The sequence below is a fragment of the Rhodococcus sp. IEGM1428 genome, from assembly GCF_050321865.1.
GTDB lineage: Bacteria > Actinomycetota > Actinomycetes > Mycobacteriales > Mycobacteriaceae > Rhodococcoides.
Genome location: NZ_JBNQFW010000005.1, coordinates 195,531 through 217,931, shown reverse-complemented (window position 1 = coordinate 217,931; position 22,401 = coordinate 195,531). Strand labels below are relative to the sequence as shown.

At 64.7% G+C, this 22,401-nt stretch carries 16 protein-coding genes; 7 read left to right on the top strand and 9 right to left on the bottom strand.

Annotated elements, in window-relative coordinates:
* The first annotated feature begins 9 nt into the window (after positions 1 to 9).
* Positions 10 to 663: a response regulator gene (locus tag ACQR3T_RS22210; RefSeq protein ID WP_428694845.1), complete on the top strand. Its 654-nt coding sequence runs from the start codon at positions 10 to 12 to the stop codon at positions 661 to 663.
* On the opposite strand, the gene ACQR3T_RS22205 is transcribed toward ACQR3T_RS22210, so the two are convergent.
* Positions 660 to 1,982 (bottom strand): NAD(P)/FAD-dependent oxidoreductase, encoded by a 1,323-nt coding sequence (locus tag ACQR3T_RS22205; protein ID WP_037171714.1) that lies wholly within the window; start codon positions 1,980 to 1,982, stop codon positions 660 to 662. The genes ACQR3T_RS22210 and ACQR3T_RS22205 overlap by 4 nt on opposite strands.
* 131 nt (positions 1,983 to 2,113) lie before the next feature.
* Between ACQR3T_RS22205 and ACQR3T_RS22200 the strand changes: the two genes are divergently transcribed.
* Positions 2,114 to 3,022 (top strand): LysR family transcriptional regulator, encoded by a 909-nt coding sequence (locus ACQR3T_RS22200; RefSeq protein WP_428694844.1) that lies wholly within the window; start codon positions 2,114 to 2,116, stop codon positions 3,020 to 3,022.
* Here ACQR3T_RS22200 and ACQR3T_RS22195 read toward each other — a convergent pair.
* Positions 2,998 to 3,990 carry an MsnO8 family LLM class oxidoreductase gene (locus ACQR3T_RS22195; RefSeq protein WP_428694843.1) on the bottom strand — a complete coding sequence of 331 codons (993 nt, stop codon included), beginning with the start codon at positions 3,988 to 3,990 and terminating at the stop codon, positions 2,998 to 3,000. The two genes, ACQR3T_RS22200 and ACQR3T_RS22195, sit on opposite strands and share 25 nt — an antisense overlap.
* A 10-nt stretch (positions 3,991 to 4,000) precedes the next feature.
* Here ACQR3T_RS22195 and ACQR3T_RS22190 point away from each other — a divergent pair, with 10 nt between their 5' ends.
* Both ACQR3T_RS22190 and ACQR3T_RS22185 read left to right on the top strand, forming a co-directional pair.
* Complete coding sequence (locus ACQR3T_RS22190; RefSeq protein WP_428694842.1) at positions 4,001 to 4,648, top strand: type 1 glutamine amidotransferase; 648 nt, start codon at positions 4,001 to 4,003, stop codon at positions 4,646 to 4,648.
* A gap of 39 nt (positions 4,649 to 4,687) precedes the next feature.
* Positions 4,688 to 5,062 (top strand): VOC family protein, encoded by a 375-nt coding sequence (locus ACQR3T_RS22185; RefSeq protein WP_037171721.1) that lies wholly within the window; start codon positions 4,688 to 4,690, stop codon positions 5,060 to 5,062.
* On the opposite strand, the gene ACQR3T_RS22180 is transcribed toward ACQR3T_RS22185, so the two are convergent.
* A complete protein-coding gene (locus ACQR3T_RS22180) occupies positions 5,059 to 5,994 on the bottom strand; it encodes an endonuclease/exonuclease/phosphatase family protein (RefSeq protein WP_428694841.1) in 936 nt (311 codons plus the stop codon). The genes ACQR3T_RS22185 and ACQR3T_RS22180 overlap by 4 nt on opposite strands.
* 133 nt (positions 5,995 to 6,127) lie before the next feature.
* Between ACQR3T_RS22180 and ACQR3T_RS22175 the strand changes: the two genes are divergently transcribed.
* Positions 6,128 to 7,768 carry a GMC oxidoreductase gene (locus ACQR3T_RS22175; protein ID WP_428694840.1) on the top strand — a complete coding sequence of 547 codons (1,641 nt, stop codon included), beginning with the start codon at positions 6,128 to 6,130 and terminating at the stop codon, positions 7,766 to 7,768.
* Positions 7,769 to 7,778: 10 nt separating this feature from the next.
* Here the strand turns inward: ACQR3T_RS22175 and ACQR3T_RS22170 are convergent, their stop codons facing one another.
* Positions 7,779 to 9,392 (bottom strand): alkaline phosphatase D family protein, encoded by a 1,614-nt coding sequence (locus tag ACQR3T_RS22170; protein WP_428694839.1) that lies wholly within the window; start codon positions 9,390 to 9,392, stop codon positions 7,779 to 7,781.
* 121 nt (positions 9,393 to 9,513) lie between these two features.
* Here ACQR3T_RS22170 and ACQR3T_RS22165 point away from each other — a divergent pair, with 121 nt between their 5' ends.
* Complete coding sequence (locus tag ACQR3T_RS22165) at positions 9,514 to 9,936, top strand: VOC family protein (RefSeq protein ID WP_032380818.1); 423 nt, start codon at positions 9,514 to 9,516, stop codon at positions 9,934 to 9,936.
* Between the two features lie 49 nt (positions 9,937 to 9,985).
* Here the strand turns inward: ACQR3T_RS22165 and ACQR3T_RS22160 are convergent, their stop codons facing one another.
* Positions 9,986 to 10,483 (bottom strand): MarR family winged helix-turn-helix transcriptional regulator, encoded by a 498-nt coding sequence (locus tag ACQR3T_RS22160; RefSeq protein WP_428694838.1) that lies wholly within the window; start codon positions 10,481 to 10,483, stop codon positions 9,986 to 9,988.
* A 75-nt stretch (positions 10,484 to 10,558) separates the two neighbouring features.
* Between ACQR3T_RS22160 and ACQR3T_RS22155 the strand changes: the two genes are divergently transcribed.
* Positions 10,559 to 10,930, top strand: coding sequence for a nuclear transport factor 2 family protein (locus ACQR3T_RS22155; protein WP_032380473.1), 372 nt, complete (start codon positions 10,559 to 10,561; stop codon positions 10,928 to 10,930).
* 4 nt (positions 10,931 to 10,934) lie between these two features.
* Here the strand turns inward: ACQR3T_RS22155 and ACQR3T_RS22150 are convergent, their stop codons facing one another.
* From ACQR3T_RS22150 to ACQR3T_RS22135, 4 genes are all read right to left on the bottom strand, one after another.
* Positions 10,935 to 11,324: a VOC family protein gene (locus ACQR3T_RS22150; protein WP_032380472.1), complete on the bottom strand. Its 390-nt coding sequence runs from the start codon at positions 11,322 to 11,324 to the stop codon at positions 10,935 to 10,937.
* A gap of 167 nt (positions 11,325 to 11,491) precedes the next feature.
* A complete protein-coding gene (locus ACQR3T_RS22145) occupies positions 11,492 to 15,448 on the bottom strand; it encodes a DNA-directed RNA polymerase subunit beta' (RefSeq protein ID WP_428694837.1) in 3,957 nt (1,318 codons plus the stop codon).
* A 96-nt stretch (positions 15,449 to 15,544) separates the two neighbouring features.
* On the bottom strand, positions 15,545 to 19,051 hold the full coding sequence (rpoB, locus tag ACQR3T_RS22140) for a DNA-directed RNA polymerase subunit beta (protein WP_027498214.1): 3,507 nt from the start codon (positions 19,049 to 19,051) through the stop codon (positions 15,545 to 15,547).
* Positions 19,052 to 19,602: 551 nt separating this feature from the next.
* Positions 19,603 to 22,179, bottom strand: a complete 2,577-nt coding sequence (locus ACQR3T_RS22135; protein WP_428694836.1) for an aminotransferase class III-fold pyridoxal phosphate-dependent enzyme — start codon at positions 22,177 to 22,179, stop codon at positions 19,603 to 19,605.
* Positions 22,180 to 22,401: the final 222 nt, after the last annotated feature.

Sequence of the window (22,401 nt, the reverse complement as noted above, 5' to 3'; positions counted from 1 at the left end):
GGTGCCGGCATGATCACCGTCCTGATCGCCGACGATCAGCCCGTGGTTCGACAGGGATTCGAGCTGTTTCTGGCCGGCCATCCCGACATCCACGTCGTCGGACACGCAACCTCGGGAAAGCATGCCGTGCAACAGGTTACGGCCCTTCGCCCCGACGTCGTACTGATGGACATCAGGATGCCGAACGGAGACGGGCTGACCGCAACACGGGAGATTCTGGCGCGGTTCGACACCATCCGCATCATCGTCGTCACCACGTTCGACCTCGACGAGTACGTGTTCGCGGCGCTCGACAGCGGTGCATCCGGCTTTCTGCTCAAGGACACCGATCCCGACGAGCTCGCCGACGCAGTGGTCACCGTGGCCGGCGGCGGTGCGGTGCTCTCACCCCGCCTGACCCCGCGTCTGATGACGGAGTTCGCCCGCCGGGGCGCGCCGAGTCGACCCACTTCCGTTGCACCACAACATGACCTGAGTCTGCGCGAAATGGAAGTGGTGCAACTGTTGGCGCAGGGCCTGGGCAACAACGACATTGCCCGGGCCCTGCAACTCGAACAGAGCACGGTCAAAACTCACGTCGGGAACATCTGTCGCAAACTCGACGTCAACACCCGAGTCCACGTGGTGATCTGGGCCTACCGCAACGGTCTGGTGAGCAGCTAGGCTGCCTTTCGCTCCTCGTCATCCGCAGTCTCACCGGCGCGCTCGACCAGCGAGGCAGAGTGGTCGGTGTACTGGAAGTGCGGTCGCTTGTCGCCGATGTAGGAGGTCATCCACGACACCACGGCAACATAGCGGTTTCGGAAGCCGACCAGGTACATCAGGTGCACGGCGAGCCACATGAGCCAGGCGATCGGTCCGGACATGTCGACCTTGCCGAACAACCGTGCCACAGCACTGAATCGGCCGACGATCGACATGCTGCCCTTGTCGGTGTACTTGAACGGCGTCCCGGCGTCGACCTTCCCGATGATCATCTTCGCGACGTGCCTGCCCTGCTGCATCGCCACGGGCGACTGTCCGGGGAGCTTGTTCAACGACGTCACGTCGCCGATCGCGTAGATGTCCTTCGCCGAGCCGACCGTCAGATCCTCGTGCACGAGAAGGCGTCCGGCACGGTCGGTTTCGCATCCGGTGCGCTCGGCGATCGTGGCCGCCAACTCGCTCGCCTGAACGCCTGCCGACCAGATGACGGTCTTGGCCGGGTAGGTACGCGACGTCTTGGTGTCGACGTCCTGCACCGTCACGACGTCGTCGGCGATGTCGGTGACCATGGCCCCGGTGACGACGTCGACGCCCGACTTCTCGAGCTTCGTGCGGGCGTACGCGCTGAGCTTGCCGCCGAATGCGGGCAGAACTTCCTTGACACCGTCGACGAGGGTGACCGTGACGTCGCCCGGTTCGATGTCGGGGAACGAGCCGGCGAAGTAGCGGTGCGCGAGATCCCTGATCTGGCCGGCCAATTCGACGCCCGTCGCGCCTGCACCGACGACGACGAAGCTCAGCAGTTCCTTGCGGGCGGCGGGATCGGTCGTCATGTGCGCGGTCTCGTAGCAGCTCAGGATCTGCTCACGGAGCGCAATCGCATCGTCCACGGTCTTGAGCGCGAACGTGCGGTCCTTGAACTCGTCGCGACCGAAGTACGCCTGCGTGGCACCCGTTGCGACGATGAGCCGACCGAAGCCGATGGTGTGGCTCTCCCCGGCACCGATGTAGGTCACCTGGTGTGCCTCGGGATCGACGTCGACGACGCGACCCAGACGGACGTCGGCGGAGTCGTACTGCGCGAGGATGCGTCGGATCGGCGGGGCGATCTCACCCGTCGAGAGCATTCCGGTTGCGGCCTGGTAGAGCAGCGGCTGAAAGAGGTGCTCGGTGGTGCTGGAGATGAGCGAGAACGTCACACCGGCCTTGCCCAGAGACTTGGCAGCAGCCAACGCTCCGAATCCCGATCCCACGATGACGACGTCGTACGTTTTCACAGCACATCCCTTTCTGAGCGCAAGTCCTTTTCCAAACGAAGAACTACCTCCATGAAACTCCGACCTCGGTGGTCTATCAACGCGAAAGTTGGAATAGCATCCATGAGTAGAACTCATGAATGGAGACGCACGTGGAACTGCGACAGCTGAAGTACTTCCTCGCGGTCGGGGAAGAACTGAACTTCTCGCGTGCCGCCGAGCGCTGCTACGTATCGCAATCGGCGATCAGTTTGCAGATCGGCAAGCTGGAACGAGAAATCGGCGAGCCGCTGTTCGAGCGAACCTCACGTGTCGTTCGATTGACCGTTGTGGGAGCACAATTGGTCTCCATCGCGCGGCACATGGTGGAACTCGAGCAAGCCGCTCTGGCGTTGACGGCGCGCCGCCGAAACCAACTACGCCTCACCGGAAACATGACCTTCGCCGCGAACGCCATCGCGGCCATCGTCTCGGTGCGCGAACATCATCCCGACGCCGAGATCGACTTCGTGCTGAAACGATTCGCAGAACAGATCGAAGCGGTGACGTCCGGGGACTGTCAGGTGGCGCTCATTCGCGGCAGCGTCGAACGTTCGGGACTGCACGTGACCGAACTGTGGACCGAGGATCTCGTCGTCGCGCTCGCCGAGGGGCATCCGCTGGCCGGCGAGGACAATCCGAGCCTGCGCCAACTCGCCGACTACCCGCTACTGTTGCCCAAACGCAGCGAGCAGATCCTGCTGCACCGGGTGATCGAACGCGAGATGAAACGCAGCGGGCTTCCACTGACGTTCGGGCCGCCTGTCGCGTCGGATCACACCGCAAGCGCCGAACTGCTCAACCATCCGCAATGCTGGACGATTCTGTACGCCAGCATCGCCGACAGCACGCCCAAGACCGGTCTCGTCTTCCGCACCGAGGCCGACCGAAGACTGCAACTACCGGTCTCGGCGGTGGTCGACGCCACCGAGCCAGTGACCGACGTCCAACGCGACCTCGTGGCAGCCCTGGCGGCGACGGCACCGGTTCAGCCTGTTCAACCCACGGCACCGGCGAGCTGAGCGAAAGCGGCGTCCGCGTCGAACAACTCTGCGCGATCGTACGTCGATGTCGAAGCCATGATCTCGTTCGCGCCCGTGCGATCGATCAACTCCTCCAGCCGCGGGCGCACCTCCCCTGCGGTGCCGAGAATCGTCGACGCGAGCGAGTCCTCGATGCGGCCCCTCGTCCGCGGCGTCCACTGCGAGTCGTCGATGGCCGACGCCGGCTCCAGGGCCGGAAATTCGCCCTCGCGCCGCGACCTGGCCATGGCCCACGCCTCCGGCAATGCGAGCCTGCGCGCGTCGGCGGTATCGGCTGCGATCGTCACGTCGAGCGAGATGATCACGTACGGTTCAGGATTGGCCGGCGAGGGCCGAAAACTTTTGCGATACATCGCCAATGGGTCGGTCTTGTGCAACACCGGTCCACCGACGACCACCGGAAGCCCGGCGCGGGCCGCGACCTCCAGGCCCGCACCGGTCGCGAGAACGAAGACCGGCGGAGACGCGGTGACGGGGCGCGCCGTCACCGGTGCCGAACCGTCCAGATACGAACGCAATTCGGCGATGTCGGCATCGAAGGTATCGGCGTGCTCACTGCGTAGAGCTGCGCGTACCGGTTCGGTGAACCCGAGCGAACGGCCTACCCCGAGATCGATCCGGCCGGGAAAGAGGGACTCCAACATCAGGAATTGCTCGGCCACGATCAGCGGCTGATGGTTGGGCAGCATCACTCCCCCGGATCCGACGCGGATGCGTGAGGTGCGCGACGCCACCGCCGCAGCCAGTACCGCCGGAGCGCCCGACGCGATGCCGGGTACACCGTGATGCTCGGCCACCCAAAACCGATGCAGCCCTATCTTCTCCGCGTGCATCGCCCGTTCGACGGTATGACGCAGCGCCGACGCGTCGTCCGTACCGGATCGAGTGCGGGATCTGTCGAGGAGGGAAAGCAACACAGCCAGGACAACCACGGGAGCGTCGGGCATATTTCTGAGTATGAGTTGGTGGGTGGTAAAGCACGTCGATGCCGAAGGCCCGGCGCTGATCGGGACGATCATGACCGAACGCGGAATCGACTACACGGTGGTCGCGGTGGCGATTGGGGACTCGTTGCCCTCAGCCGATGCGGTCACGGGGTTGGTCGTGCTGGGCGGACCGATGGATGCGTGGGGCGATGTCGCTCACCCTCACGTGCGGGCCGAACGAGACTTGATTGCCGAGTGTCTGCGACGGGACATTCCCGTGCTCGGGGTGTGTCTCGGTGCGCAGCTCCTCGCCGCCTCGCAGGGATGTGCGGTGTACCGGGGTCCTGTCGCGGAGCTGGGCGCCGGAGAGGTGACCGCGACCGATGCCGGTGTATCGCTCTTCGGAGCAGAGTCGGTCTCGGTGGTGCACTGGCACACCGATACGTTCGACCTGCCTGCCGGGGCGGTGCTCCTGGCGAGCTCGAATCTCTACCGGAATCAGGCGTTCCGGTTCGGCAGCGGTCTCGGTCTGCAGTTCCACGTCGAGCTCACACCTGCCGAACAGACGATGCTCGACGCACACATGCCTGCGGGAACGGCACCGAACGCACAGGTCCTCGGTCGCGTCGCCGAGGGCGGGCGAAGAATTCTCGAAACATTCTTCGACGAGGTGTCATAGCGGACCGAATATGTCCGCAATGGCGCTCATCATTGCTTCATGAACCTCACCATGAAGCTCGAACTCGTCACCCTGGCCGTCACCGACGTGGACCGTGCCAAGGACTTCTACGTCTCGATCGGCTTCAACGCCGACCACGATGCTCGCCCCTGGGACGGCATCCGGTACGTCCAGCTCACTCCCCCGGGCTCGGCGTGTTCCATCGCCATCGGCGAGAACATCACCGATGCCGAACCGGGCAAGGGAGCCGGAATCCTGATGGTCGTGGACAGCGTCCAGGACGCCTACGAACACCTCACCGCGGCCGGACTGACCATTGACCCACCCAAGGACGAGGGCTGGGGCACGTTCGTGTACTTCGCCGACCCCGACGGCAACAAGTGGTCGGTGCAGCAGTTGCCCGCGCAGTCCTAATTGGGACCGAAATCCAACCTCGCGAGGATGCCGCGGTGGTCGGAGCCGGGAATCGTCACGGCCTCGACCGAACGAACAGCCATGTCGGCCACCAGAACGTGATCGATGGCAATGACAGGCGGGTGCCAGGTGTGCGCCGGGTACGTCCTGAGCATGCCGGCTCCGGTTGCCACCGCGGCATCGACGAAACGCCCGTCCTGCAGGTCTCGATATCGCCGATGATCCTGCGTCGCATTGAAATCGCCCGCGACCACCACGGGACCGTCGTCTGCGGGAATCTTGGCCAATAGTTGCCGTAGCAGCCCCAGCTCGCGGACCCATTCGGACGGTTCCCGCGGCCACGGCGGCACGGGATGCACCGCGAACACGAGCGGGCGGCCCGGCATCTCCACCCGCGCCGAGAGCAACTCGGTCACGAAGCCGTCGTGGCGCTGCTGGTCCACGAGCGGGAAGCGGCTGTAGATGCCGGTTCCGTCGCCGCCCGCGGCAGCGCTCACGTACGCATGCGGCAACGACCCCGCGAGCCTGGGGCGAAGTTGCGCGTCCGCCTCGGGCGTCAACTCGACGAGGGTGAGCACATCGGGGCGGTGCTCGTCGACCAGCGCGACCAACGCGTCGAGATCGGCCTGCCCCAGCCAGATGTTGGCATGCAGCACTGTCAGAATCGAGGCGTCGGAGTTCGTTGTCGATCTTCGCCGTAGTAGGGGCATCTGCGTTGCGGCGGCGCTCGCCAGTATCGCCGCGCCGGCCGCCACACCCCACCAACCGAACGCGAAACCTGCGACCACGGTGCCGGGCACAGCGGCGAGCATGAGGACATGTGCCAACGCAGCGGCCACGAGCATCCCCTGTCCTCGCGAGTCGAGGAGGTGCGCCGCGATGCCGACCACTGCCGTGACAAGCAACAACAGAGCCACCGAAGCCGAAACCATGAGCGGAAGTCTGACAGGCAAACCTGAGGCCGAGCTGGGAAGCATCCTCGAGACCGACCGAACCGTTCGCTTTCTCGCGGCAAACACGACAGAATCGACAACGCTGTCCGTGAGTCAAGTAGGGGGACTTTCCGTGAACCGAAGGCAATTGCTGCGGTTGGCCGCTGCCGGAATGCTCGGCGCTGCCGCCGCTCCGGCCCTGAGCTCCGCCGGCCTGCCGGGTTCCGCCCCCGCCGGCGCACTCCCCCTCGGTGCCGACCGAATCCGGTCACTCGTTCCCGAACTGTTCGCCGACCCGCCGCGCCCACCGGATCACTCGTCCGTCATCGTGGTCGGCTCCGGATTCGGTGCCAGTGCTGCGGCCCTCCGCATGGCCCAGGCCGGCACCCAGGTGACCGTGCTCGAGCGCGGACTGCGCTGGCCACGAGACCCCTGGCGCGAGATCTTCACCGCCGACATGACCGCCGACGGACGCGGTCTGTGGCAGCAGACCTCGTTCACCAACATCACCGGCATGCCCGTCGGACCGGTCGACCTCTTCGGCGGAGTCCTCGACACCACCCGCTACGAGAACCTCTCGGTGTGGCGCGGAGCGGCCGTCGGCGGCGGCTCGATCGTGTACACCGGTGTGACCATCGCACCGGACAAGAAATTCTTCGACCTCTCCTTCGGCGGACGCCTGAGCTACGACGAGATGGCCGCCACCTGGTACCCCAAGGCCCGTTCGATGCTTCGGCCGTCGACGATGCCCGAGGACGTGTACAACAGCCCGAACTTCGCGCACTCGCGCACCTGGGACGACCACGCCCGACGGGCAGGATTCACCACGGAAGCGGTCGACGGCAACTGGAACTGGAACGTCGTGCGCGACGAGATCGCCGGCCGGTCTCGGCCGTCCGCGACCGTCGGCGCGAGCACGTTCGGCAACTCCAACGGTGCCAAGCACGACCTGACTCAGAACTACATCCCCCAGGCAGAGGCCACCGGCCGCGCGGCCGTCTGCCACAGCCACCGCGTCGCGGCGATCGGCACCGAGTCCGGGGGCCGCTACCGCGTCGAGGTCGAACGCCTCGACCCGTTCGGCAACGTCGTCGAGACCCGCACCGTCACCTGCGACACCCTCGTCCTCGGGGCCGGATCCATCGGTACCACCGAACTGCTGATGCGCGCCCGCACCACCGGAGCGCTGGCGAATCTCAACGAGTTCGTCGGCACCGGCTGGGGCACCAACGGCGACGCCTCGATGACGCGGTCGCTCGGGCCGATGTCTGCCGGACCGCAGGGTGCGCCCTGCGCATCCCGCATCGTCGACGACTCCGGGCTACCCCTGACCGTCGAGAACTGGTACGTGCCGGGCGTTCCCGTGAACCTCGGATTCATCGGATCCCTCGGCATGACCATCGACCCACTGCGCGGAAACTTCGGATTCGATTCCGCCGCAAACAAATTGACCCTGAACTGGCCCAAGGGTGGCAGCCGCGACACCGTCGAAGCCCTACGCGCAGTGCAGAATCGGATGGCGCAGGCCGGCGGCACCATCGTTGCAGCCGAACCGTTCACCCGCGATGTGGACGACACCTTCACCGCCCACCCCCTCGGCGGCGCGGTACTGGGCGACGCCACCGACGACTACGGCCGCGTGAAGGGTCACCCCGGTCTCTACGTCGTCGACGGTGCACTGATCCCGGGAAGCACCGGAGCGGCCAACCCGTCCCTGACGATCACCGCGCTGGCCGAACGCAACGTCGCACAGATCATCGCCGACGGGCGCTGAGGGACGGGCGCTAGCTCAGCTGGATCTCGGGGCGGCCTTCGGGGACGGTGACCGTTGCTGCGGTTCGCACCGATGCGCCCGGTGCGGAAACGCGGTCGAGAACCCTTACCTCCGAACGCCATTCGGTGTTGGTCAGCGTGCTGCGAAGATAGCCGCGACGAGCGTTGCCGTACTTCACATGCGGCGAACCGTCGGCGATGGCAGCTCCGGCGGAGTCGACATCGGCACCGTCCTTGCCCGACGCTATGGACGTGGTCGCGATCTCGACCCCTTGGATCGGCGACACTTGATCCTGGTAATCGCGACGCAGTTCCGACACGATCGTACGGTGAATGTCGCCGACGATCGACGCCACGTTCTTGGTGCCGCGATCCCTGGCTCCGTCGAGGATGCGATGACGCGAGGCCTCGTACCCGCTCCACGGATCCATGCCGACCTTGCGATCGTTGCCCTGTCCCCGAGCAAGATCGGCGATGACCGTCTGGTGCGCCAGGAAGTTCCACTTCGACGGTGATGCGAACCCGTCGAGGATCCATTGTTCCTGTGCCGCACCGGTGATGGTGCGCGACGGATCGGCCGTCTCGGCATCCTGCGCATGCTCACCGTCTCCGTGCGCCTGATCGCTGCGGTACTGCCGGGTATCCAGCACCGAGAAGTCCACCAGATCACCGAACGAGAACCGTCGATAGACCTTCATGTCCGGGCCCACGGGCTTCAGATTCGCGCGCACCGGAGTGTTCTCCCACCATGCCTTGAACGCATCGGCTCTGCGCAACAGGAACTCTCGCGGATCGTCGTCGTCCTGACTGATCTGCGAGGCCCAGTTGTTGTCCACCTCATGGTCGTCGAACGTCGAGACGAACGGTGCCGATGCATGCGCAGCAGCCAGGTTCTCGTCTGCCTTGTACATCGCGTATCGGTCGCGATAGTCGCTGAGCACCATGGTTTCTCGAGCCGCCGACTCGGTGCGCGGCTCACCCTTTCGGGCACCCTCGTCCTTGATCGCGTACTCGTAGATGTAGTCGCCCAGAAAGAACACCACGTCGAGATTCGAGGCCGCCAAGTCCTGGTACGCGCCGAAGAAGCCGTCCTCCCACTTCTGGCACGACGCCCAGGCGAAATCGAGCTTGCTCAGCGGCTGACCCACTGCCGGTGCAGTTTTGGTACGTCCGACCGGGCTCGCGTGTGGGCCGACGAGGAAGCGATAGAAGTATTCGCGGGCCGGCTCCAGCCCGCGGACGTCGACGTGAATCGACCAGCCGTCGAACTCGGTGGCCAGTTCGACGCCCTCACGGCTCATGTGTGCAAAGTGCTCGTCGGTCGCAATCTGCCACCGCACCGGCACCACGCCAGGCGTCATTCCGCCCAGCGGCGCAAAGGGATCGGTGGCGAGCCTGGTCCACAGCACCACCGAGTCGGGCAACGGATCACCGGAGGCCACGCCGAGGCGGAAGGGGTAGTCGGGGGTCACGACGGACTGCGCGTGCGCCGTGGTTCCCGCGAGTCCAGGAGTGAAGGCGAGCGCCCCTACCAACGCACTCCACGTCAGAAACTGTCGGCGCGTGGCCCCCGCCTGCAAGGAGATGTCCTGACCGATCCGAATCTCATTACCCCGTCTCACCATTGGTCGAGACTGTCGTGCCCGGGCAAACTGCGCCCGTCATCGGTTCGACAGCGAGATGAACTCCGGCGATCTTCCCGATCGAGGACCGAAGCCGTCCGCGATCTTCGGAAGACTCACGGTTATGACGAACCTCGACCGCACCGGATCTCAAATCGACCACCTCAACATCGGCGTCGCCGATCTCGCCGCCAGCGCCGAGTTCTACGGCGCTGCCCTCGCACCGCTCGGGATCACCGAGATCATGCGGGTACCGCACACCCCCGAGGCAAACCAGCTCGCCATGATCGCCTTCGGCTGGGCGGAGGTGAAGCCCTTCTTCTGGATCGTCGACGCACCGGGTTCGGCCATCGGACCGCATACCCATCTCGCGTTCAGTGCCCCGGACCGCGCCACGGTCGATGCCTTCCACACCGCAGCGCTGTCGGCAGGAGCGATCGAACTCCGGCCTCCAGCACTACAGCCCGAGTACCACGCGACGTACTACGGATCTTTCGTGCGGGACCTCAACGGCATAGACCTCGAGGCTGTCTGTCACCACGGATGAACGACCTCGTCGTGATCCGAGGTGGAGGTTGTCGCTGCGGTTGGGGCAGTCATTGCGGTTGGGGCAGCGTCCCATTGGTTCGCACATGGTCACGTAGTCGAGTGAGGATCGACTCGAGAGTGGAGACTTCCTCGGGTGCAATCCCGTCGAAGAACAATCGCCGCACCACGTCGACGTGACCTGCTGCCGACGCGTCCAGAGCCGCTCTGCCCGCTTCGGTGAGAACGGCATCCGTGGCGCGCCCGTCGGTGGTCGAGACCGTGCGATCGGTGAGCCCCCGTGCGGACATCCGGGCGAGGTGGTGAGAGGCCCTGCTGCGCTCCCAGCCGATCTCGGCGGCCAGCTCGGTCACCCGGCGACGCCCGTCGGGACTGTCGGCCAGCGCGACGAGCACCGAGTAGTCGGCCAGGGATAGACCGTGATCCTCGGTCAGCTGGCGGTTCATCTCGAAGGTCATCTGCAGCGACAGCCCCATGTAGGCGCGCCACGCCGATTCCTGGGACGGCGTCAGCCAAGGAGAGTCGGCCGTCGACCGATTACGTGACATGTCATGTTCTTTCTGAGAAGCTTGATCCGGGGTGCAGGCGCAGTAGACCCCGACAACCAACCTTAGGGGCACACCATGGATCGCACGTCTCATGCCGAGTTGGTACGCCGCAACGTCGTCGAGGTGTTCAACGCGACCGACGCCGAACGACGACGCGAGCTGATCGAAGCCTTGTACCACCCGGACGCGGTGTTCTACGACGCCGAGAACACCGCGACCGGACGCGAAGCCGTCATCGACGCGATCACCGCGCTCCTCGCGGACTCCGCCGGCCTGTCCTTCTCCGTCACCGTCGAACCCGCCGTGCTGGGCGACGTTGCCCGCATCTCCTGGGCACTCTCGCCGCCTGACGCCCCGGCCGTCGTCACCGGCCAGGACTTCGCCGTCGTCAGGGACGGCACGATCGCCGAGCTGTACACGTTCGTCGATCAGAAACAGCCCGGCTGACCCGTCAGGCTTGTACGACCCACACCGAATTGCCGTCGGGATCTCGCAGCGCAAACATGGGCGGTACGCCGTCCACCTCTTCCATCAAGTCGTCGAGATCGACGCCGCCGATGGCGGTGAGCCGCGCATGCTCGGACGCGACATCGGGCGTCTCGACGCCGATGGACCCACCGCCGGACGTGCCTCCCATCGGCGGGTTGAGGGCGAGCCGCGCGGTCGAACCGGGCGGTGCCACCTCCAGCCACCGGTACTCACCCTCGGGGCCGAATCGCGAATCACCGCGGACCTCGAACCCGAGCACGCGTGAGTAGAAATCGAGAGCCGCATCCTGATCGGCCACGGAGAACATGGCCACGCCGATGTTCACGATAGAGCTGGAAGTTTGGTTGGTCATACCGGTAACGACTCGAGGAGCATCGAAAACTCATCGCTCCCAGAGTCACAACAACAGAGCCCCGCACCGACCGAAGTCGATGCGGGGCTCTGTTTGTCACGCCTTGCCGTCGTGAGCGGAAACTCGTAGTGGGCTACGAGTTTCCGCGCACGTGCGACGAAGTCGCTCTAGCGGTATTCGTTGGAGAAACCGTAGTCGTCGAGCGGCACTGCAGCACCGGTTCCCTGGCCGAAGCCGTCCGGGCTGTAGTACTGATCGTCGTACGACGGCACCGCGTATGCCGCGGCACGCGCCTCTTCGGTCGGCTGCACCGTGATGTTCCGGTACCGGTTGATGCCGGTACCAGCCGGGATGAGCTTACCGATGATGACGTTCTCCTTGAGACCTATGAGCTTGTCGCTGCGGCAGTTGATCGCCGCATCGGTGAGCACACGAGTGGTCTCCTGGAAGGACGCTGCCGACAGCCACGAGTCGGTGGCCAGCGACGCCTTGGTGATACCCATCAGGACCGGACGTCCGGCTGCGGGCTCGCCACCCTCGGAGACGACACGACGGTTGCTCGACTCGAATTCGCTGCGCTCGGTGAGTGAACCGGGCAGGAATTCGGTGGAGCCGCTGTCGATGATCGTCACGCGACGGAGCATCTGGCGCACGATCGTCTCGATGTGCTTGTCGTGAATCGACACACCCTGCGACCGGTACACCTCCTGGACCTCGTTGACGAGGTGGATCTGCACCTGGCGAGGACCCATCACGCGCAGAACCTCGTGCGGATCGGCAGCACCTTCCATGAGCTGCTGGCCGACCTCGACGTGGTCACCGTCCGCCAAGAGGCGCTCGGTGCCGTCGTCGTGCTTGAAGACGCGCAGACGCTGACGCTTGGAGAGCTTGTCGTAGACAACCTCTTCGCCGCCGTCGTCCGGGACGATGGTGATCTTGTAGAAACGATCGCCGTCCTCGAGCTGGATGCGTCCCGACACGTCCGCGATCGGAGCCTTGCCCTTCGGCACACGTGCCTCGAACAGCTCCTGCACGCGAGGCAGACCACCGGTGATGTCATCTCCGGCGACACCACCCTGGTGGAAGGTACGCATGGTCAGCTGGGTTCCGGGCTCACCGATGGACTGTGCGGCAACGATACCGACGGCCTCACCGATGTCGACCAGCTTGCCGGTGGCCATCGAGCGGCCGTAGCAGGTGGCGCAGACGCCGGTTCCGGTGGTGCAGGTGAGCACCGAGCGAACCTTGACCGACGTGATGCCCGCAGCGAGCAGCGCGTCGATGGCCGGGTCACCGAGATCGTGTCCGCGAGCGACGATGACCGTGCCGTTCTCGTCGACAGCGTCGTTCGCCAAGGTGCGGGCGTACGTGCTGGTCTCGACGTGAGCGTCGCGGATCATCTTGCCGTCGGCGGTCTTCTCGGCGATCGTCGTGACGATGCCGCGCTCGGTGCCACAGTCGGTTTCCCGAACGATGACATCCTGCGAGACGTCGACCAGACGACGCGTCAGGTAGCCCGAGTCGGCGGTACGAAGCGCCGTGTCGGCCAGACCCTTACGAGCACCGTGCGTGTTGATGAAGTACTCGAGGACCGTCAGGCCTTCCTTGAAGGAAGACTTGATCGGACGCGGGATGAACTCACCCTTCGGGTTCGTCACCAAGCCCTTCATGCCGGCGAGCGAGCGAACCTGAGTCATGTTTCCGGCTGCGCCGGACTTCACGATCATCGGGATCGGGTTGTCGTCGGGGAAGTGGGCCTCCATGGCCTTACCGACCTGCTCGGTCGCGTCCTGCCAGATCTTGACCAGTGCGGAGTTGCGCTCGACCTTGTCGAGTGCGCCACGCTGGTACTTCTTCTCGATCTGATCGGCCTGAGCCTCGAAGGTCTCCATGATCTGCGGCTTCTCCGGCGGCACGAGGACGTCGGAGATCGAGATGGTGACACCCGAACGCGTGGCCCAGTAGAAGCCTGCGTCCTTGAGCTTGTCGACGGTCTGCGCGACGACGATCATCGGGTAACGCTCGGCGAGATCGTTGATGATGGTCGACTGACGCTTCTTCGGCATCTGCTCGTTGACGAACGGGTAGTCCGCCGGCAGCAGCTCGTTGAAGAGCACGCGTCCCAGAGTGGTTTCCGCGGTCCATGCCTCGCCGCGGTTCCAGCCCTCGGGGAACAGCTCGTTCTCGATCTCACGCGGCGGGCGCTGCGTGGTGAGACGAACCCGAATCTGCGACTGCACCGTGAGCGATCCACGGTCGACGGCCATCTGCGCCTCGGCCGGGGAGGAGTACGCCCCGAACTCTGCGTGATCGGTCTTGGCGTCGGCGCGCTCGCCGACAGCACCGGCATCGAGACGAGTCAGGTGGTACAGACCCGTCACCATGTCCAGACGCGGCATGGCGAGCGGACGGCCCGATGCCGGCGAGAGGATGTTGTTCGACGACAGCATCAGCACGCGTGCCTCGGCCTGAGCCTCGGCGGACAGCGGGAGGTGGACAGCCATCTGGTCACCGTCGAAGTCGGCGTTGAACGCCTCACACACGAGCGGGTGCAGCTGGATGGCCTTGCCCTCGACGAGCTGCGGCTCGAACGCCTGGATGCCCAACCGGTGCAGGGTGGGTGCACGGTTCAGCAGCACGGGGTGCTCGGCGATGACCTCTTCGAGAACGTCCCACACCTGCGGACGCTGACGCTCGACCATGCGCTTGGCCGACTTGATGTTCTGCGCGTGGTTCAGATCCACCAGACGCTTCATCACGAACGGCTTGAACAGCTCGAGAGCCATCAGCTTCGGCAGACCGCACTGGTGCAGCTTGAGCTGCGGGCCGACGACGATGACCGAACGGCCCGAGTAGTCGACGCGCTTGCCGAGGAGGTTCTGACGGAACCGACCCTGCTTGCCCTTGAGCAAGTCGGAGAGCGACTTCAGCGGACGGTTACCCGGTCCGGTGACCGGACGTCCACGACGGCCGTTGTCGAACAGGGCGTCGACCGACTCCTGCAGCATCCGCTTCTCGTTGTTGACGATGATCTCGGGTGCACCGAGATCGATCAGACGCTTGAGGCGGTTGTTGCGGTTGATGACGCGGCGGTACAGGTCGTTGAGGTCGGACGTCGCGAAACGGCCACCGTCGAGCTGCACCATCGGACGAAGCTCCGGTGGGATGACCGGGACAGCGTCCAGGACCATGCCCATCGGCGAGTTACGGCCGGCCTGGAATGCGGCGACGACCTTCAGACGCTTGAGCGCGCGCAGCTTCTTCTGACCCTTGCCACTGCGGATGGTCTCGCGAAGAGATTCCGCCTCGGCATCGATGTCGAAGGTCTGCATGAGCTTCTGGATCGACTCGGCGCCCATGGCACCGGTGAAGTACTCGCCGTACCGGTCGATGAGCTCGCGGTAGATGAGCTCGTCGACGATGAGCTGCTTGGGAGCAAGCTTGATGAACGTGGTCCAGATCTCTTCGAGACGATCGAGCTCACGCTGCGCGCGGTCACGGAGCTGACGCATCTCGCGCTCGCCGCCGTCCTTGACCTTGCGACGCACGTCGGACTTGGCACCCTCGGCTTCGAGCTCGGCGATGTCGGCTTCGAGCTTCTGCGCACGAGCCTCGAGATCGGCGTCGCGCTGATCTGCGACGGCCTTCTTCTCGACCTCCATCTCGGCCTCGAGCGTCGAGAGCTCGTTGTGACGGAGCTCGTCGTCGACCGTGGTGATGACGTAGGCAGCGAAGTAGATGATCTTCTCGAGATCCTTCGGAGCCAGGTCGAGCAGGTAGCCCAGACGCGACGGCACACCCTTGAAGTACCAGATGTGCGTGACCGGAGCGGCCAGTTCGATGTGGCCCATGCGCTCACGACGCACCTTGGCGCGAGTGACCTCGACGCCACAGCGCTCACAGATGATGCCCTTGAAGCGGACGCGCTTGTACTTGCCGCAGTAGCACTCCCAGTCCCGAGTGGGGCCGAAGATCTTCTCGCAGAAGAGGCCGTCCTTCTCGGGCTTGAGCGTGCGGTAGTTGATGGTCTCCGGCTTCTTGACCTCGCCGTAGGACCACTGACGGATGTCGTCCGCAGTGGCAAGGCCAATGCGAAGTTCATCGAAGAAGTTGACGTCGAGCACGTAACTTCCTTTCCCCGTTATGGGTGTTGTGCTGGAAGAGCAAATGAGAAGAACGCCTGCCGGATCCGCTGTGCGCAGATCCGGCAGACCACTGAACTACTGAGCTAGGTCGTCGACCGTTGCAGCTTCGTTGCGGGAGAGGTTGATTCCCAGGTTGGCTGCGGCACGCTCGAGGTCTTCGTCGTCACCGTCGGCCATCGTGATGGCAGCACCGTCCGAGGACAGCACCTCCACGTTGAGGCACAGCGACTGGAGCTCCTTGAGGAGCACCTTGAAGGACTCGGGGATACCGGGCTCCGGGATGTTCTCGCCCTTGACGATCGCCTCGTACACCTTCACGCGGCCGACAACGTCGTCCGACTTGATGGTGAGAAGCTCCTGCAGCGTGTACGCGGCACCGTAGGCCTGCATGGCCCAGCACTCCATCTCACCGAAGCGCTGTCCACCGAACTGAGCCTTACCACCGAGGGGCTGCTGCGTGATCATCGAGTACGGCCCGGTCGAACGAGCGTGGATCTTGTCGTCGACCAAGTGGTGCAGCTTGATGATGTACATGTAGCCCACCGACACCGGGTACGGGAACGGCTCGCCGGAGCGGCCGTCGAACAACGTGGCCTTTCCGTCGGAACCGACCATCTGCTCGCCGTCGCGGTTGGGAATCGTGCTCTCCAGCAGGCCGGCGAGCTGATTCTCCTTGGCACCGTCGAACACCGGGGTGGCGATGTTGCTGTCGGCCGGAGCCGCCAGCATCTCCTCGGGCAGGCGTTCGGCCCAATCGGGCTTGCTGCCGTCCGCGGCGATCTGCACGTTCCAACCGGTCTTGCCGATCCAACCCAGGTGGGTTTCGAGGACCTGACCGATGTTCATACGACGCGGAACACCGTGGGTGTTGAGGATGATGTCGATCGGGGTGCCGTCGGGCAGGAACGGCATGTCCTCCTGCGGGAGGATCTTGCCGATGACGCCCTTGTTGCCGTGCCGGCCGGCGAGCTTGTCGCCGTCCTGGATCTTGCGCTTCTGAGCCACGTAGACGCGGACCAGCTCGTTGACGCCGGGAGGCAGATCGTCGTCGTCGTCGCGCGAGAAGACGCGGATGCCGATCACCTTTCCGTTCTCGCCGTGCGGAACCTTGAGCGAGGTGTCGCGAACTTCGCGAGCCTTCTCACCGAAGATGGCGCGCAGCAGGCGCTCCTCGGGGGTCAGCTCGGTCTCGCCCTTCGGCGTGACCTTTCCGACCAGCACGTCGCCGTCACGAACCTCGGCACCGATACGGATGATGCCGCGCTCGTCGAGGTCTGCGAGGACCTCGTCGGAGACGTTCGGGATGTCGCGAGTGATCTCTTCGGCACCGAGCTTGGTGTCGCGAGCATCGATCTCGTGCTCCTCGATGTGGATCGAGGTGAGAACGTCCTCTTCCACGAGGCGCTGCGACAGGATGATCGCGTCCTCGTAGTTGTGGCCCTCCCACGGCATGATCGCCAGCAGCAGGTTCTTGCCGAGTGCCATCTCACCGTTCTCGGTGCAGGGGCCGTCGGCGAGGACCTGGCCGGACTCGACGCGCTGTCCCTCGTCCACGATCGGACGCTGGTTGGCGCACGTGCCCTGGTTGGAACGCGCGAACTTACGCATCCGGTAGGTCTTGCGCGATCCGTCGTCGGCCATGACCGTGACGTAGTCGGCGGAGACCTCTTCGACGACACCGGTCTTCTCGGTGATGACGACGTCACCGGCGTCGACAGCGGCACGCAGCTCCATGCCGGTACCGACAATCGGAGCCTCGCTGCGCACCAGCGGGACAGCCTGACGCTGCATGTTCGCGCCCATCAGGGCACGGTTGGCATCGTCGTGCTCGAGGAACGGGATCATCGCGGTGGCGACGGACACCATCTGACGAGGCGAGACGTCCATGTAGTCGATGTCGTCGGACGAGACGAACTCGACCTCGCCACCCTTACGACGGACGAGAATCTTGTCCTCGATGAAGTGACCCGAATCGTCGACCGGAGAGTTCGCCTGCGCGAGCGTGTGGCGATCCTCCTCGTCGGCGGTCAGGTAATCGACATCGTCGGTCACCTTGCCGTCGACGACCTTGCGGTACGGGGTCTCGATGAAGCCGAACGGGTTGACGCGTGCGTACACCGAGAGCGATCCGATCAGGCCGATGTTCGGGCCTTCCGGGGTCTCGATGGGGCACATGCGGCCGTAGTGCGAGGGGTGCACGTCGCGGACCTCGAGGCCGGCGCGCTCACGAGAGAGACCGCCGGGTCCCAGTGCCGACAGGCGACGCTTGTGCGTCAGACCCGACAGCGGGTTGTTCTGGTCCATGAACTGCGAGAGCTGGGAGGTTCCGAAGAACTCCTTGATCGCAGCGACGACGGGACGGATGTTGATCAGGGTCTGCGGCGTGATCGCCTCGACGTCCTGAGTCGTCATACGTTCGCGCACGACGCGCTCCATGCGGGACAGGCCCACGCGGATCTGGTTCTGGATGAGCTCGCCGACGGTACGCAGACGACGGTTGCCGAAGTGGTCGATGTCGTCGACCTCGACGGGAACCTCGACGCCCTCGGGTGCGGTCATCGAGGTCTCACCTGCGTGCAGACGCACCAGGTACTCGATGGTCGCGACGATGTCTTCCTCGGTGAGGGTCGACGCCACGATCGGCTGGCCCGAGTTGAGGCCGAGCTTCTTGTTGATCTTGTAGCGACCGACGCGAGCGAGGTCGTAACGCTTGTCCTTGAAGAACAGGTTCTCCAGCAGGGTCTGCGCCGACTCCTTCGTCGGCGGCTCGCCCGGACGCAGCTTGCGGTAGATGTCGAGGAGAGCCTCGTCGGTACCGGCGGTGTTGTCCTTCTCCAGCGTGGCCATGAGGATCTCGGAGAAGCCGAAGCGCTCCGTGATCTGCTCGGTGGACCAGCCGAGAGCCTTCAGCAGCACCGTGACGGGCTGGCGACGCTTGCGGTCGATGCGGACACCGACGGTGTCGCGCTTGTCGACGTCGAACTCGAGCCAAGCACCGCGGCCGGGGATGACCTTGACGCTGTGCAGGTCCTTCTCGGTGGTCTTGTCGATCGAATGGTCGAAGTAGACGCCCGGAGAACGCACCAGCTGCGAGACGACGACACGCTCGGTGCCGTTGATGATGAAGGTGCCCTTGTCGGTCATCATCGGGAAATCACCCATGAAGACCGTCTGGCTCTTGATCTCGCCGGTGTTGTTGTTGATGAACTCGGCGGTGACGAACAGCGGAGCTGCGTACGTCATGTCCTTGTCCTTGCACTCATCGGTCGAGGCCTTGACCTCGTCGAATCGTGGGTCGGAGAAAGACAGCGACATCGAGCCCGAGAAGTCCTCGATCGGAGAGAGCTCGGTCAGGATGTCCTCGAGTCCGCCGGAGACACCACTGTCTCCGCGGGCGGCGGCACGGTCGCGCCAACTCTGCGCACCTACCAGCCATTCGAACGAATCCGTCTGTACATCGAGGAGACCGGGTACCTCCAACGGCTCGCGAATGTTCGCGAACGAAACCCTCCTCGGGGCTCCCGGTGTTCCGACAACTGCCTTGGTCTGGCTAGAGACTGCCAAGATGCGTCCTTCCAGCACCTCACGCGGGTCGCGCCGTTCCGTCGACTGACAGGACCTGTCAGCTGACACGACATGGCGACCGCCGCTGTATCTGTTTGCTATATGTGGGGCGAATTTCGGCTGGTGCAACCAGACCGAATCCCCATCACAGCGGCCCGAAAAAGTGCTTTCGGGTAACAGCGATCGAGAGGTGGACAGGAGGCAGCCAGCGCAACGTCCAAAGGTACCCCAAATGTGCGCAGAGCGCAACGGGGGCATCAAAAGTAGCACCCGGGGTCCATTCGTGCGCTGACTCGACGAAAGCGTGTCGCTTGCCCGATGCCGCTGCCCTTACGAAACCACTGGGGGTGCTCCTGACGACAAGAGTGAACCGTGCTGCCCCCTTCGTCAAGAGGTTCGGCCCGATCCGTTCTCCCCGAGACGGGTTTTTCGACGGACCCGTCCGGTCGGGGGCGAGGACACCGACGCGCCCCGCCCCCTGCTGTTCACCGGTTCATGCCTACCTGTTGGCCTCTTCTCGTTGGCTTCTTACTGTTGGCCACTACTTGCTGGCCACTACTTGCTGCCCTCTACTTGTTGGCCTCGCGCCATCGGGTGGCCTCGGCGAGAGCGAACCCGTGGACGTCGGCCAGCTCACCCAACTTCTCGACGCTGTCTCCGTCGAGACTGGTGCCGATGCTGCGGAGGTCGAATTCACCCGACAACGCGATCAGCATCGTCTCGGCCATGCAGGCGTATGTCAGGCCCGGAGCCAACCCGTAGGTCAAACCGAAATCCGAACCCGACGGCACCCGCACGATGCCGCCGTCGAACACCGTCACGTCCGGCCGCTCACCGCGCACATCGCGGCCGATGTTCGGTGGCTGTGCAACATCGCAGACGATGGCACCGTCCATCAGATCGGTCGGGTCGATCAGTGCGTGCGGTGCCGACGTCGCCGCAATCACGATCAACGAATCCTGCACCGCAGCAACGGGATCGGTGAAAAACTCGATGTGCCCGGACCTGATCAGATCATCCAGGTCACCATGCACCTCGAGTGCAGCACCGGCGAGGTCCCCCGAGCCGAGTCCGCCCGTCGCACTCGCCACCATCTCCTGCGCCGCCGCCCACAACTTCGGCGCGATGACCGAGCCCTCACCCTGCCGACCGACCAGAGCGATACTGCCGACCTCGCCGGCCAGCTGCTTGCCGATGGTCCGCCCGATGGCACCGGCAGCACCGAGAATCGTCACCCTGGCTTGCGCGACGTCGATTCCTCGTTCGCGGCACACGCGTCGAACGGCCCGCAGACTCGCCGCGGCGGTGAACGTGTTGCCGGTGGTGATAGGCCGAGACGTTGCCCCGAGACCCAACCCGTTCCCGGTGATCACCGACGAGTAACCGCCCAACCCCACTACCGTCGCGCCGCGCGAGATCGCGAGTTCGACGGCACCGCCCACCACCCGCAGCGCCTGCTCGGTCGGCAGATGCAGCAACTGCTCCGAGGTGTAGGGCAGCCCGATCAGGTCACCGTGTGCCGTCGCGTCCCCTCCCCCGACGACCCGACCACTGCCGATGACGAACGACGCGGGGTCGAGCTCGGACGTCGATGCAGCGAACCGGTGAAGCAGATCCTGACGTTCGGAATGATCGAACACCTCGAGCGCAGGATCGAAGGCGGCGAAGAACCCCAGATCCAGAGGGTGCGCGATGAACGCGAACCGGCGATCCGTAGAGCGCACGGCGATATCGGGGGTGCGGCCCGGACGTAGTGCGGTGAGCGAGGGTGGGGTGCCGACGGTCGGGCGACCCAGCAGGTGCCCGAACAATCCGTCCAGGTCCCCTACTGCCGCGTAGCCGAGCGCCCGATCCAACGCGGCCACCAGACGTGCACACTGCGCCGCCGATACCGTCAGCGGTGGCTCGATCCGAATCACCCTGGTACCGAACAGCGTCGGAGCAACCCGGATCCCTTCGACATTGAGCAGGTAGGAGCAGATCACCGCAGTCAGATTGTGTTGCTCGGCAATCGAACCCAGTAGCGACTGACGCCCCACGAAGTTCACGTCCGCAGTCAGCTCGATTCCGAGCAACAAGCCGCGTCCGCGAACGTCGGTGACCACGGACGGATACTTCTCGGCCAACGCACCGAGATCCTTCGTCAACTCCCGACCGAGCACGGCCGCGTTCGTCACCACCGCGCAGTCGTCCCTGGTGAGCTCGTCGATGACTGCGATGCCCACCCGAGCCGCCAGCGCGTTGCCCGCGAACGTCGACGTGTGACGCAGTGCGAAGCTCTCGTCCACCAGCTTCGGCGCACACAACACCGCACCCACCGGCACGATGCCGCCACCGAGCGCCTTCGCCACGGTCAGAATGTCGGGCACCACCCCCTCGTGTTCCGCCGCGAACATCCGCCCGGTCCGGCCGAGACCGGTCTGCACCTCGTCGAACGCGAGGAGCACACCGTGCCGATCGCAGACATCCCGCACAGCCCGCAGATAGCCGTCGGGCGGACACACCACTCCACCCTCACCCTGAATCGGTTCCACGAGAAAGACCGCATAGTGATCCGGCGCGGCCGTCAGGGCCGCATCGAGTGCATCCGCGTCGCCGAAGGCGATGTGATCGAAGCCGGCCACAGGTGCCCCGAATCCACTCTGGTACTTGATGTTTCCGGTCGCAGACAGCGCGCCGAGCGTCTTGCCGTGGAAACTGTTGCCGGTGGTCAACACTCCCAGTCGCCCGGTGTGCGCTCGCGCGAGCTTGAGCGCAACCTCGGTGGCCTCGGCACCGCTGTTGACGAACGTCGTTCGCGTCAACCCGTCGGGAGCGATGCGCCCCAACCGATCTGCCAGTTCACCGGCTGCCGTCAGCACCGAGGGCTGCACGAAAATTGCCTCTCCGCTGCACCGAACATCGTTGATCGCCTGCCAGATCGGCGTGGGGCCGTGCCCGAACGGAAGTGCCCCGTACGCACCGGCGAAATCGAGATAACGTCGGCCCGAGGCGTCGAACAAGACGGTCCCGTCGCCGCGCACGTACTCGCGATCCAGATCGAGGGCGGACAACAATCGGTACAGTTCGGGATTGACGTTCTCGGCGAAGCCCGAGCGACCGGACCTCGATTCCAGCACGGATAGATCGATAGTTGTGTCAGTCATGACCAGCATGCTCCGTTTTCATCGGATCCATCCCTGGCTGTCGAGCGTCGAAATGGTTGTCCCGAACAACCAGGGCTCGTCCCAAGCCAGGACGCAAACGCGATGGTAATCCGGTCGTGCGCATGCGACAGATGAGTACACAACGCACGAAAAAGCCCCGTTCGAGCAGGGCTTCTGCATCGAACGGGGCTGAATCGAAGAGCGGGGCCGAATCCCTGAGCG

Bases quoted from the DNA above. Each gene is read 5' to 3' on its own strand.
- ACQR3T_RS22210 (WP_428694845.1), top strand. From the start codon at position 10: ATGATCACCGTCCTGATCGCCGACGATCAGCCCGTGGTTCGACAGGGA.
- ACQR3T_RS22195 (WP_428694843.1), bottom strand. From the start codon at position 3,990: ATGCCCGACGCTCCCGTGGTTGTCCTGGCTGTGTTGCTTTCCCTCCTC.
- ACQR3T_RS22190 (WP_428694842.1), top strand. From the start codon at position 4,001: ATGAGTTGGTGGGTGGTAAAGCACGTCGATGCCGAAGGCCCGGCGCTG.
- ACQR3T_RS22185 (WP_037171721.1), top strand. From the start codon at position 4,688: ATGAACCTCACCATGAAGCTCGAACTCGTCACCCTGGCCGTCACCGAC.
- ACQR3T_RS22180 (WP_428694841.1), bottom strand. From the start codon at position 5,994: ATGGTTTCGGCTTCGGTGGCTCTGTTGTTGCTTGTCACGGCAGTGGTC.
- ACQR3T_RS22170 (WP_428694839.1), bottom strand. From the start codon at position 9,392: ATGGTGAGACGGGGTAATGAGATTCGGATCGGTCAGGACATCTCCTTG.
- ACQR3T_RS22165 (WP_032380818.1), top strand. From the start codon at position 9,514: ATGACGAACCTCGACCGCACCGGATCTCAAATCGACCACCTCAACATC.
- ACQR3T_RS22160 (WP_428694838.1), bottom strand. From the start codon at position 10,483: ATGTCACGTAATCGGTCGACGGCCGACTCTCCTTGGCTGACGCCGTCC.
- ACQR3T_RS22155 (WP_032380473.1), top strand. From the start codon at position 10,559: ATGGATCGCACGTCTCATGCCGAGTTGGTACGCCGCAACGTCGTCGAG.
- ACQR3T_RS22150 (WP_032380472.1), bottom strand. From the start codon at position 11,324: ATGACCAACCAAACTTCCAGCTCTATCGTGAACATCGGCGTGGCCATG.
- ACQR3T_RS22135 (WP_428694836.1), bottom strand. From the start codon at position 22,179: ATGACTGACACAACTATCGATCTATCCGTGCTGGAATCGAGGTCCGGT.